This is a genomic window from Dyella sp. C9, assembly GCF_003332825.1.
In the GTDB taxonomy this organism is placed as follows: Bacteria; Pseudomonadota; Gammaproteobacteria; order Xanthomonadales; family Rhodanobacteraceae; genus Dyella.
In genome coordinates, this window is sequence record NZ_QIRF01000003.1 from 25,294 (window position 1) to 38,388 (window position 13,095).

Below are 13,095 nucleotides of genomic sequence, written 5' to 3' on the forward strand. Positions count from 1 at the left end.
TTCGACGTTCAAGCCCCGCCGTGAAGAAGACCGATTTCGACTTTGAACTCCCGCCCGAGCTGATTGCCCAGGCACCGTTGGCCGAGCGCGCGGCCAGCCGCCTGCTGGGGCTCGATGTGGACGCGCAGACGCGCCAGGACCGGATGTTCCGTGACCTGCCCGAATTCCTGCGCGAAGGCGACCTGCTGGTGTTCAACGACACCCGCGTGCTGCCGGCGCGGCTGTATGGCCGCAAGGACACTGGCGGGCAGGTGGAGATCCTGGTCGAGCGCGTGACAGGTACGCACGAAGCCATCGTGCAGCTGGGCGTGAGCAAGAAGCCGAAGGAAGGCGGGCGCATCGAGCTGGCGGACGGCAGCCATGCGGTGGTGCTGGGACGCGAGGGGCCGTTTTTCCGCTTGCGCTTCGAGTCGACCGATCCCCTGGAGCGCCTGCTGTTGCGCCTGGGCGAGATGCCGCTGCCGCCGTACATCGAGCGCCATGCCGACGCCAGCGACATGGAGCGCTACCAGACCGTGTTCGCCCGCGAACCGGGCGCGGTGGCCGCGCCAACCGCGGGGCTGCATTTCGATGAGGCCACGCTGGCCCTGCTGCGCGAGTGCGGCATCCAGTTCGGCTACGTGACGCTCCACGTGGGCGCGGGCACCTTCCAGCCGGTGCGCGCGGACGACATCAAGGACCACCAGATGCATCGCGAGTGGCTGAACGTGGGCGCCAGCCTGGTGGAGCAGATCCGCCGCACGCGCGCCGCGGGCGGCCGCGTGATCGCCGTGGGCACCACGGTGGTGCGCGCCCTGGAGAGCGCGGTGCGCGATGGCGAACTGCAGCCGTTTGCCGGTGAAACGCAGATCTTCATCTTCCCCGGCTACCGTTTCAGCAGCATCGACGGCCTGCTGACCAATTTCCACTTGCCGCAGTCGACCTTGTTGATGCTGGTGTCGGCGCTGGCGGGCCGCGAGTTCATGCTGGGGTCGTATCGGTACGCAGTGGAGCAGAAATACCGTTTCTTCTCCTACGGCGACGCGATGCTGATCCTGCCGCGAGGCGGCGCCTAAACTCCCTCTCCCCGGCGGGGAGAGGGTTGGGGTGAGGGGGCAATCTTGCATCGTTGTGCCGAGTCATAGCTTCTGGGGGTAATGGCACGTCGGCACTTTTGAGATGCCGGCGCAAGCACCCGCCCTCACCCCAGCCCTCTCCCCAGAGGGTAGAGGGAGATAGGCGTGGGGCTCGGTGAAGCACGAAATCGCCGAACAGGCGATAATTCCCCTCATGACTTCCCTGACTTTTGAACTCCAGGCCACCGACGGCGCGGCCCGTCGTGGCCGTCTCCGCTTTGACCGCGGCACGGTGGAAACCCCGGCCTTCATGCCGGTGGGCACCTATGGCTCGGTGAAGGCGATGACCCCGCGCGACGTCCGCGAGATCGGCGCCGAGATCATCCTGGGCAACACCTTCCACCTGTTCCTGCGCCCCGGCCTGGAGGTCGTGGAGCAGTTCGGCGGCCTGCATAAGTTCATCGGCTGGGACAAGCCCATCCTTACGGACTCGGGCGGCTTCCAGGTGTTTTCGCTGGCGCACAAGCGCAAGATCACCGAGGCAGGCGTGGCCTTCGCCTCGCCGGTCGACGGCTCCAAGGTGTTCCTGTCGCCCGAAGAATCGATGCGCATCCAGACGGTGCTCGACTCCGACATCGCGATGATCTTCGACGAGTGCACCCCGTATCCGGCGACGGAGAAGGTGGCCTCCACCTCGATGGAGCTGAGCCTGCGCTGGGCCGAGCGCTCACGCCGTGCGTTCGACGACCTGAAGAACCCGAATGCCTTGTTCGGTATCGTGCAGGGCAGCGTGTACGAGAACCTGCGCCGCCGCTCCGCCGAGGGCCTGGTGAACATCGGTTTCGACGGCTACGCCGTGGGTGGCCTGGCAGTGGGCGAACCGGAAGCCGAGCGCAACCACACGCTGGATTTCACCGTGCCGCTGCTGCCGGCCGACAAGCCGCGTTACCTGATGGGCGTGGGCCGTCCGGAGGACATCGTGGAAGCGGTGCGTCGCGGCATCGACATGTTCGACTGCGTCATGCCCACCCGCAACGCCCGCAACGGCTTCCTGTTCACCGCCGAAGGCACCGTGCGCATCCGCAATGCGAAGTTCGCCCTGGATACGCGGGTGATCGAGGAGGGCTGCGACTGCTATGCCTGCAGCAACGGCTTCAGCCGCGCCTACCTGCGCCACCTGGACCGCTGCAACGAGATCCTCGGCAGCCAGCTCGCCACCATGCACAACCTCAGGCACTACCAGCGCCTGATGGCCGGGCTGCGCGAGGCTATTGCGGCCGGGCGGCTGGATGACTTCGTGGCCGAGTTCTATGCGCGGCGGGCAGGTGGGGTGGTGACCTGAGGCAGCTATCCAGGTGACCCCTGTCGCCTCATAAGTGCCGTCATTCCTGCGAAAGCAGGAATCCAGCGACTTTCGGGCCACGAAGGCGGTGCAACGGCACTGGATTCCTGCTTTCGCAGGAATGTCGGGTAGGCGGTATTTCCGGGAACCATTGCAACCTCTTCCCGGTCCAGCCCCTTGGAATCCGCCTCTCCCGCCGCCAGAACCCTGTGCGGGTGGGCCTTGTGACGCATGCAGGGCCCGGGGGCGCGTGGCATAATCCACGATCTTTTATCGGGTTTCGGCAGAAATTCCTGCTGGAACCATAACTTGCGAGACAAGCTGATGACTTTTCCGACCTCCTTCGTGATGGCCCAGGCTGCTCCGGCCGGTGCCCAGGCACCGAACCCGATCATGACGTTCCTGCCGCTGATCCTGCTGTTCGTGGTCTTCTACTTCCTGATGATCCGTCCGCAGATGAAGCGCCAGAAGGAGCACCGCAACATGGTTGCCGCGCTGGCCAAGGGTGACGAAGTGGTCACCAACGGCGGTATCGCCGGCAAGGTGGATGAGGTGGGTGAGAGCTTCATCACGGTCGAGATCGCGCCGAACGTGAAGATCAAGCTGCAGAAGGGCGCCGTGCAGCAGGTGCTGCCCAAGGGCACGCTGAAGTCGTCCTGACGACTTGCCGGGGTGGAGGGGCCCCGGTTAACAACGACGCATTGCTCGCCGTGGCCTGCCTCGGGCCGCGGCTTTTGACGGATTCAAGGCATGAGTGATTTTCCACGCTGGAAATACGCGCTGGTCGCCATCGTACTGGTGTTCGGCATCGTCTATGCGCTGCCCAACGTGTTCCTGCCGGTGCCTGCCGTGCAGATCACGGCTAACCGCAACGGCACGGTCGACCAGGCGCTCGAGCAGAAGGTGAGTGATACGCTGGCCAAGGCCAGCATCACCAGCACCGGCATCGAGATCAATGGCGACCACTTGGTGGCCAGCTTCACCAATGCCGACGTGCAGAAGAGCGCCTCCGACGCGATCAAGGCTGCGCTCGGCGACGACTACACCGTGGCCTTCAACCTCAAGTCCACCGTGCCGCACTGGCTCACGGCCATTGGCGCCAAGTCGATGCCGCTGGGCCTGGACCTGCAGGGCGGCGTGCACTTCCTCATGCAGGTCGATCAGGATGACGTGATCGACAAGCAGGAAACCCGCTACGCCGACGACATTCGCGCCTTGCTGCGCGAGAAGAACATCCGCTATGACTCGGTGACCCGCAATGCCCAGCGCGGGCAGGGCGTGTCGGTGGTGCTGAAGTCCGACGCCGACCGCCAGGCGGCGGCCAATGCGATCGCCACCGAATATCCGGACCTCGCCGTGCAGGACGCCGCCGCCACCGGTGACCGCTTTCCGCTCAATGCCGTGGTGCGGCCGGACAAGCTGCGCGAGCTGTCGCTCAACACCATTCGCCAGAACCTGGGCACGCTGCGCAACCGTATCAATGCGCTGGGCGTGTCCGAGCCGGTCATCCAGCAGCAGGGCGACAGCCGCATCGTGGTCGAGCTGGCTGGCGTGCAGGACACGGCCGAGGCCAAGAAGCTGATCGGTGCCACCGCCACCCTTGAGTACCGTGCCGGCTACGGTACCCCGCAGCAAGCCATCGATGCCCAGCGCAGTGGCATCGTTCCGCCGGATGCACGCTTGTACAAGGGTCGCGAAGGCCAGCCCTACCTGCTCAGCAAGAACATCATCGTCACCGGCGACCAGCTGGTCGATGCGTCCTCCACCTTCGACCAGCAGAGCGGTTCGCCGGCGGTGTCGGTGACGTTGAACTCGGCAGGTGCCAAGAAGATGCTGGATTTCACCACCGGCAATGTCGGCAAGCCGATGGGCGTGGTGTACGTCGAGCGCGTGGTCGACACCAAGACGGTGGACGGCAAGGAAGTGCGCACGCCGAAGATCACCGAGGAGGTGATCAACTACGCCACCATCAACGGCGTGTTCGGCAAGAACTTCCAGACCACCGGCCTGCGCAGCCCGAAGGAAGCCTCCGAGCTGGCGCTGCTGCTCAAGGGCGGCTCGCTGGCGGCGCCCGTCGACATCGTCGAGGAGCGCGTGATCGGTCCCAGCCTTGGCCAGGACAACATCGCCAAGGGCCTGCGTGCGGTGACCCTGGGCCTGGCCCTGGTGCTGCTGGCCGCGGCCGTCTACTACAAGCTGTTCGGCCTGGTGGCCGACGTGGCGCTGTTCTTCAACCTGGTGATCCTGGTGGCGGTGATGTCGGCCATCGGCGTGACCCTGACCATGCCGGGCATCGCGGGTATCGTGCTGACCCTGGGCATGGCGATCGACGCCAACGTGCTGATCTGCGAACGCATACGCGAAGAGTTGCGCAACGGCTCCACGCCGCTGGCGGCGATCCGCGCGGGTTATGACAAGGCGTGGGCGACCATTCTCGACGCCAACGTCACCCACCTGATCGCGGCGCTCGCGCTGACCACGATGGGCTCGGGCCCGATCAAGGGCTTCGGCGTCACGCTGCTGATCGGTATTCTGACCTCGATGTTCACCTCGGTCACCGTGACCCACGCCATCACGGCGTTGATCCACGGTCATCGCAAGCTCAAGACGCTGTCGGTTTGAGCTAGAGAGAATCCCACATGGAAATTTTCAACCACAACGCAAACGTGAACTTCCTCGGCATGAGGAAGTTCAGCGTGGGCCTCGCCATCCTGCTGATGATCGCCTCCATCGCGCTGATCGCGGTGAAAGGCCTCAACTACGGCCTGGACTTCACCGGCGGTGTTTCGCTGGTGGTGGACTACGACAATCCGGTGCAGGTTGGCGAGGTGCGCGACGCCCTCGAAAAGGGCGGCATGGAGCACACCCTGGTGCAGAGCCTGGGCGGCACCAAGGAAGTATCCATCCGCCTGCAGCCGAAGGACGACCCGCAGTCGGGCGTCGCCAACGGCGGCAAGGTGAACCTCGACCAGATCGCCCAGGACGTCATCAAGACGCTGCAGGTGGCACGTCCGGACGCCAGGCTCAAGAGCCGCGACTACGTGGGTTCGGCCGTCGGTGAGGAGCTGCGCAGCGACGGTATCCTGGCCGCCCTGGTGGTGATCGTCGGCATCGGCATCTACCTCGGCATCCGCTTCGAATGGCGCTTCGCGGTGGCGGCCATCGCCACCGAGGCTCACGACGCACTGCTGACCGTGGGCATCTTCGCGCTCACCCAGCGCGAGTTCGACCTGACCGTGCTGGCCTCGGTGCTGGCAGTGATCGGTTACTCCATCAACGACAAGGTGGTGGTGTTCGACCGCGTGCGCGAGCTGTTCCGCCTGGCCCGCAAGGCCGAGCCGGAAGAGATCCTCAACCGCTCGATCAACAACACGCTGTCGCGAACCATCATCACCGCGTTGTTCACCGCCATCACCATGGCCGCGCTGTACTTCTTCGGCGGCCCCGCCGTGCACGGCTTCGCCATCACCATGCTGATCGGCATCCTGGTGGGTACGCTGTCCTCGATCTTCGTGGCGAGCCCGATCCTGCTATGGCTGGGCGTGTCCAAGCAGGACCTGATGCCCAAGACCAAGGAAAACCCGGAGCTGGCGCGTCGGCCCTGAGCCACGCCGTCATCCCCGAGAACCCAACGGCCCGGTCTTCCGGGCCGTTTTTTTTTGCGACATTCACCGATAGCCGTCAGTCCGCCCGGTCATTTCCCGGCGCCTGTTGCGTCGACTACAGCCGGCTGGCTACGTCGGCTCCCTGCTGTCTTTCCTGACTTTTCCGTCGTTGAAACCCCGCAATTGACGGGGGAGTGCGGGCTCCCAAGCGTTTGCTTACGACTGGCTGAGGACGTGAATTTTTTGTTGACATGTCGTAAGAAATAACTCATGGTCGCAGGTACTTCCTGTTTTGTTCGTGAAACATTGCGGAAACGGAAGTGCATGAGCTGCGTGCTCAAGCAGGATGGGGTCTGCTGGGGGAGCCTTCAGATTCAAGCCTGACGTCTTTGGTTGACCCGCCTATGGCGGCGTCGGCCCGGCTTTCTTTTGCCCATTTTGGGTCGTTTGGGGAGAAACATCCGATGAATTTGAGTTTCAATCGTAGTGTGGTGCTGCGCCGGTCCTCGTTGGCCGTTGCGCTCACCTTGGGACTGGCCGGCGTCGCGCTGGCCCAGTCGACCACCGGTACCATCTTTGGCCAGGCGGAAGCCGGCGAGACGGTCACCGTGTCCGGCTCCACCGGCATCACCCGTTCGGTCACCGTGGACAAGGCCGGTCGTTACCGCGTCGCCAACCTGCCGCTGGGTACCTACACGGTGCAGCTGCAGAAGGACGGTGCCACCGTCGACACGCGCGACAACGTCTCGATCACCGTGAATGCCGGTACCGAAGTGTCGTTCGCCGCGGCGAGCAACGCCTCGGCACTCTCGGCGGTGACGGTCACCGCCAATGCGCTGCCGGCCATCGACGTGTCGTCGGTCGACTCGCGTACGGTGATCACCTCGCAGGATCTCGAGCGCCTGCCGTTGGGGCGCAGTGCTGAGGCGATTGCGCTGCTCGCCCCGGGCGTCGTGTCCGGTAGCGGCTACTTCAGTGGCCCGACCGGTGGCTCCACCGTGTCGTTCGGCGGTTCGTCGGTTACCGAGAACGCCTATTACATCAACGGCTACAACACCACCGATCCGCTCAAGAACCTGGGTGGCGTCGGCCTGCCGTATGGCGCGATCGACCAGCAGGAAATCTACACGGGTGGCTACAGCGCCATGTACGGCCGTTCCGACGGCGGTGTGATCAGCCAGGTCGGCAAGCGCGGTACCAACGAATGGCACTTTGGCGGCCAGGTGCTGTGGTCGCCGAAGTTCCTCGCCGAGAGCCCGCGCGATGTCTATTACCCGAACAATGCGCCGCTGCCCAATGGCGAAGGCTATGCCAACAAGAACCTGCCGGGCACGCTGTACCGCTCGCGCAAGGACAACGTGAAGTGGAACAACACGTACAGCGCCTATGTCGGCGGTCCGCTGATCAAGGACAAGCTGTACCTGTTCGTAGCGGCGGAAGCCGAAAAGCAGGAAGGCAAGTCGACCTCGACGTCGGCGGCCTCGGTGCCGGCCAACACCTACTACACCTACAAGCTGCCCAAGTACTACGCCAAGCTCGACTGGAACATCAACGACAGCAACATCCTCGAGCTGACCAGCATTTCGAGCAAGACCGAATACAGCGGTGACCTGTACAAGTACAACTACTCGACGGGCCAAACGGGCGCCCTCGCAGGTCACGATACCTCGACCAAGATGGGTTCGGACATCTACGTCGGCAAGTACACCAGCTACATCACCGACGACCTTACGTTCTCGGCCACCTACGGCCAGAACCACGCGATCGACTATTCGAACACGCCGGGCCTCACCACCACCCAGTCCTACCTGAGTGGCGTGACCAACCAGAATCCGGCCTATACCGGCGGCACGCCGATCCGCAACAGCAACAGCACGCTGTACGTCAAGGATGCGAACGCGCACAACAAGACCCACGGCCTGCGCCTCGACCTGGAATACAAGCTGGGTGACCACCTGTTGTCGGCCGGTATCGACAACATGCACTACAAGGCCATCGACGAAGGCCAGCACGTGAGCGGCCCGGGCTACGCCTGGATCTTCTACAAGGCCGCGGCGGGCAAGGAAAACGTGCCTGTGCAGCCGGTGTTCGGCGTGGGCGCACCGGGTGGCCAGGGCTATTACGCGGCCCGCTACATCCTGACCACGACCACCAGCATGGCGGTGGACCAGAAGGCGCAGTACATCGAGGACACCTGGCAGGTCAACGATCGCTGGATGGTGAAGCTGGGTCTGCGTGACGACCAGTTCACCAACTACAACAGCGCGGCCGAGCCGTACGTGAAGCAGAAGGACCAGTGGGCTCCGCGCCTGGGCTTCAGCTGGGACGTGCTGGGTGACTCCACCTTCAAGGTGTTCGGCAACCTCGGCCGCTACTACCTGGCTCTGCCCAACAGTGTGGCGATCCGTGGCGCTTCGGCCTCGACCTTCACCTATGAGTACTTCACCTACTCCGGCATCGACGCCAACGGCAATCCGACCGGCCTGAAGGCCATGGGCCCGGGCCCGGTGTCGACCAACGGCGAATACGGCCAGGCGCCGGATCCGAAGTCGGTGGCTGCGTCCAACCTGAAGTCGCAGTATCAGGACGAAGCGATCCTCGGCTTCAACAAGATGCTCAACTCCGAGTGGCTGTACGGCGCCAAGGTCACCCTGCGCAAGCTGGAGACCGCCATTGACGACGTTTGCGAACCTGAAGCCGTTGAGGCCAAGGTGGTGTCGATGGGCATCAATCCGAACAGCGTCGAGCTGCCGGGCGGCTGCCTGATCTTCAACCCGGGTGAGACCAACACCTTCATGTTGAAGAACGCCAATGGCAACGGCTACACCAAGGTCAGCATGTCCACCAAGGACTGGGGCTTCACCTCGGGCGCCAAGCGCAAGTACTACGCCCTGGATCTGTTCCTGGAGCACCCGTTCAACGGTACCTGGATGGGTCGTGTCGACTACACGTTCTCGCGTAGTTACGGCAACACCGAGGGCCAGGTGCTCTCCACCATCGGCCAGGACGACGTCTCCAAGACGCAGGACTGGGATACGCCGGCACTGATGGAGAACAGCAACGGCGTGCTGTCCAACGATCGCACGCATCAGCTGAAGGCCTACGGCGCGTACCAGATCTCGCCGGAGTGGCTGGTGTCCGGCACGCTGCGCGTGATGTCGGGTGCGCCGAAGGCCTGCCTTGGCTACTACGGTCCGAACGAAACCGATCCGTCGGGCTACAAGTCCAAGTACCGCTGGTGCGCGGGCGAGCCGACCCCGCTGGGCAGCCTGGGTCGCCTGCCGTGGACCAAGATCCTGGATCTTGGCGTGACCTATCGTCCGGAGTTCGCCGACAAGAAGCTGGCGTTTGCCTTCAACATCTTCAACGTGTTGAACGAGCGCAAGCCGACCGTGCTTGATGGCACCTACGAGGCGGGCCGTTACACGGTGTCCAACACCTATGGTGCTGCGCTCTACCAGACCACGCCGCGTTACGGCCGCTTCTCGGTCACGTACGACTTCTAACCCTAGTGTGGTCATCTCCCGTTCCCTAGGAACGGGGGCCATTACAAAGGGCGGCGATTGGTGTGAGTTCTTCGGTGCCTGCACCATCTGACGCTTCTTTTTCTACCGCCGGCTTCAGCCGGCGGTTTTTTTTTGCGTCAGGGCGGCATTGGATTGCGCGCCAGTCGCGTAGATGTCAATCGCCGAGGGGCGGCTGATTGAAATAAATTCACGAAAATACAATGAATTGACCTGATCTTGCGGGCGAGGGGCGAACGCTGCGGCTGACCCATAGGCAAGTTCTTGTGCGGCGGTATTAACGCCAGGTTGACAGGCTGTAAGAAATAGCCGTATGGTCGCAAGTAATTTCGCTACGACAGCTTGGCTTAAGCTTCGCGGCGAAAAGCGCAACTTATTGCGCACAGGCGGCGTGCAGGTGGGATCTGCTGGGGAGCCTTACAGATTCATGTCCAAACGCTTTTGGCCTACCGGAAATCGGTCGGGCTGGGTTCGTTTTGCCCAATTTTGGGGCTGCATTAGGGGAGATTAGATGAGCTTTCGTACCTTGAATCGCGCGGTGGCGCTGCGTCGATCGGCGCTGGCGGCTGCGCTTACCGTGGGCATGGCCGGCGTGGCGTTTGCCCAGTCAACCACTGGTAGCATTTTTGGCCAGGCCGAACCGGGACAAACCATCATCGTAGCCAACGATACGGGCGTCACTCGCCAGGTGACGGTCGATGCCGGGGGGCGTTACCGCATTACGAACCTTCCGGTGGGCACGTACACGGTGACCTTGCAGAAGGACGGTGCCGCCGTCGATACCCGCAAGAACGTAGGCCTTACCGTAAATGCCGGCACCGAGGTGTCGTTTGCTTCGGTTGCTTCTGCCTCTGCGCTATCGGCGGTCACCGTCACTGCCAACGCGCTGCCGGCCATCGATGTGTCATCGGTGGACTCACGCACGGTTATCACGGCAGACGAGCTGTCCAAGTTGCCGATTGCTCGCACGGCTGAAGCCATCGCGCTGTTGGCGCCTGGCGCCGTGCAGGGTAGTAGCTGGTTTACCGGTCCGAGTGGTCAGCCGCTGGTGTCCTTCGGCGGATCTTCGGTCGTCGAGAACGCGTACTACATCAACGGCATGAACGTCACGGACCCGCTCAATGGCCTTGGTGGCATCACCTTGCCCTATGGCGCGATTGATCAGCAGGAGATGCTCAACGGTGGTTACAGCGCCATGTATGGTCGTTCCGATGGTGGCGTGATCAACCAGGTCGGCAAGCGTGGTACCAACGAATGGCACTTTGGCGGTCAAGTGTTGTGGACGCCTGAGTCGCTTCGAGGTGACCCACACAATATCCGAAACTCCGCTGGATCGCTGTATCAGTACCGCAACGCGAACAAGGGCTGGAATACCACGGAGAATGCGTACATTGGCGGTCCGCTGATCAAGGACAAGCTCTTTTTCTTTGCTGCGGCAGAGGCCAGCAAGTCCGAGGACACCTATGTGGACGTGAAGTCGTCCGGAACAGAGCGCAAACGTACGTATCACGATCCGAGCTGGTACTCCAAGATCGATTGGAATATCACCGACAGCAACATCCTTGAACTGACTGGTGCATCGTCCAAGCACAGCTACAACGGGCAGGTGTACGAGTACGACAACGATACGCATACCACGGGTGACTACATCACCGGTGACACGCATACCAAGACTGCGGCAACGATGTGGATTGCCAAATACACCAGCTACATCACCGACAATTTGACGCTGTCCGCCCAATACGGCAAGCAGAAGACCGACATGTACACCGAGTTGTCGTCGGGCTTCGATCCCAACCTGATCTACATTTACAGCCCCAGCAATCAGAACCCGGCGCTTTCTGGCAGCAGCACCGGCATCGGTAATACGCAGTCCGTCAGCACCACGACCGATCCGGCTCACCAGACCAAGGGCGCCAACTATCGCCTCGATTTGAGTTATGTCCTGGGCGATCACACCATTTCGGTGGGTATCGACAATCAGCGCACGCAGGACCTCAACGACGGCGACTACGTGCCAACCGACGCCGGCTACATGTGGGAGTACGGTCGCATGACCAATCCCAACTCACCGATCATCGACGGCCAGGTGGATGCCCCTGCGGCCTATCCGGGCGGTGCGAACGGCTACTATGTGGACCAGTATTTCTATAAGACCGCGGCGTCGGTGCGTGTGGAGCAGCGCGCCCAGTACATCGAGGACAGCTGGCAGGTCAACGACCGCTGGCTGGTCAAGTTGGGTCTACGCAACGACCAGTTCACCAATTACAACAGCGATGGCGCGCCATATATTCGTCAGACCAAGCCGCAGTGGGCACCGCGCCTGGGCTTCAGCTGGGACGTGAACGGCGACTCCAGCTTCAAGGTCTTTGGTAACGCGGGTCGCTATTATCTTGCGTTGCCCACCAGCGTGGCGCTGCGCGGTGCTTCGGGCTCGTTGTACACCCGCATCTACTACACCTACACGGGCATCGATCCGACCACGGGTTACCCGACGGGCCTCACGCCGATCGATACCGTCAAGGGGCCGGGCGCGCAGATCTCAGCCAACAACGAGTATGGGCAGGCTCCTGACCCGAATACCGTAACTGCTCGCTCGCTCAAGGCGCAGTATCAGGACGAATACATCCTGGGCTTCGACAAGCAGTTCAACGACAACTGGACCTACGGCGCCAAGCTGACCTACCGCAGCCTGAAAAACGCCATTGACGATACCTGCAACTACCAGCTGTTCTTCGACAAGGCCGATTCGCTGGGCCTGGACACCGATCAGCTGCGCGGCTGTTACTTCTTTAACCCTGGGCGTGCCGCCACGTTCCAGTTGCCTGACGGTAACGGTGGCTATGGCGAATTCACGCTTAGTGCGAAGGAGCTGGGATTCCCCAAGGTGAAGCGCAACTACTATGCCTTGGACCTCTTCCTCGAACATCCGTTCGATGGCAAGTGGCAGGGCCGGTTGATGTACACCTTCTCGCGTAGCTACGGCAACACCGAGGGGCAGGTGAAATCCGATATCGGTCAGGACGACATCGCCGCAACGCAGGATTGGGACTACCCGGTGCTGATGGAATACGCAGGTGTCCGTCAGCACAACGACCACACGCATCAGATCAAGGCATACGGCACGTACCAGTTCACCAAGGAATGGAACGTTTCGGGCATGTTGCAGCTGATTTCCGGTGCACCGACCAATTGCTCCGGTTATTACGGTCCGGACGAGACGGCTCCCGCATACAATGGCCCGTACTACCACTGGTGTAACGGACAGCCTGCTCCGGCTGGTACCGCAGGCGATCTGCCATGGCAGAAGAACGTGGCGGTCAATGTCGAGTACCGACCGAATTTTGCCGACAACAAGCTGGCGTTCGGCCTCTACGTGAACAATCTGTTCAATTGGCAGGAGCCGACCTACGTGTATGAGTACTACCTGGAGCCGAACTATCGGCGTCCTCGCGGTTACTCGAGTCCGCGCTCGGTTCGCTTCGGCGTGACATACGACTTCTAAGCTCCGCGCCTGCCGCGAGGCCGGCGCAACCGCACGGCGACTCCTCCTGTTACGTGCGGCCTCT

At 62.4% G+C, this 13,095-nt stretch carries 8 protein-coding genes; 7 read left to right on the plus strand and 1 reads right to left on the minus strand.

Annotated elements, in window-relative coordinates:
- Positions 1-20 precede the first annotated feature (20 nt).
- The 6 genes from queA (at position 21) to DVU99_RS04850 (ending at position 9,508) form a co-directional block, all read left to right on the plus strand.
- On the plus strand, positions 21-1,055 hold the full coding sequence (gene queA / locus DVU99_RS04825) for a tRNA preQ1(34) S-adenosylmethionine ribosyltransferase-isomerase QueA (RefSeq protein WP_114239085.1): 1,035 nt from the start codon (positions 21-23) through the stop codon (positions 1,053-1,055).
- 214 nt (positions 1,056-1,269) lie between these two features.
- Positions 1,270-2,397 carry a tRNA guanosine(34) transglycosylase Tgt gene (tgt, locus tag DVU99_RS04830; RefSeq protein WP_114239086.1) on the plus strand — a complete coding sequence of 376 codons (1,128 nt, stop codon included), beginning with the start codon at positions 1,270-1,272 and terminating at the stop codon, positions 2,395-2,397.
- A gap of 324 nt (positions 2,398-2,721) precedes the next feature.
- Positions 2,722-3,057 carry a preprotein translocase subunit YajC gene (gene yajC, locus DVU99_RS04835; protein ID WP_114239087.1) on the plus strand — a complete coding sequence of 112 codons (336 nt, stop codon included), beginning with the start codon at positions 2,722-2,724 and terminating at the stop codon, positions 3,055-3,057.
- 90 nt (positions 3,058-3,147) lie between these two features.
- Positions 3,148-5,019, plus strand: a complete 1,872-nt coding sequence (gene secD / locus DVU99_RS04840; RefSeq protein ID WP_114239088.1) for a protein translocase subunit SecD — start codon at positions 3,148-3,150, stop codon at positions 5,017-5,019.
- 17 nt (positions 5,020-5,036) lie between these two features.
- Complete coding sequence (gene secF, locus DVU99_RS04845; RefSeq protein ID WP_114239089.1) at positions 5,037-6,002, plus strand: protein translocase subunit SecF; 966 nt, start codon at positions 5,037-5,039, stop codon at positions 6,000-6,002.
- Between the two features lie 464 nt (positions 6,003-6,466).
- Positions 6,467-9,508, plus strand: coding sequence for a TonB-dependent receptor (locus DVU99_RS04850; protein WP_114239090.1), 3,042 nt, complete (start codon positions 6,467-6,469; stop codon positions 9,506-9,508).
- Between the two features lie 114 nt (positions 9,509-9,622).
- Here the strand turns inward: DVU99_RS04850 and DVU99_RS19670 are convergent, their stop codons facing one another.
- Positions 9,623-9,910: a hypothetical protein gene (locus DVU99_RS19670; RefSeq protein ID WP_157971350.1), complete on the minus strand. Its 288-nt coding sequence runs from the start codon at positions 9,908-9,910 to the stop codon at positions 9,623-9,625.
- Between the two features lie 127 nt (positions 9,911-10,037).
- On the opposite strand from DVU99_RS19670, the gene DVU99_RS04855 reads away from it, so the two are divergent.
- Positions 10,038-13,031, plus strand: coding sequence for a TonB-dependent receptor (locus DVU99_RS04855; RefSeq protein WP_114239091.1), 2,994 nt, complete (start codon positions 10,038-10,040; stop codon positions 13,029-13,031).
- The last annotated feature ends 64 nt before the right edge of the window (positions 13,032-13,095 follow it).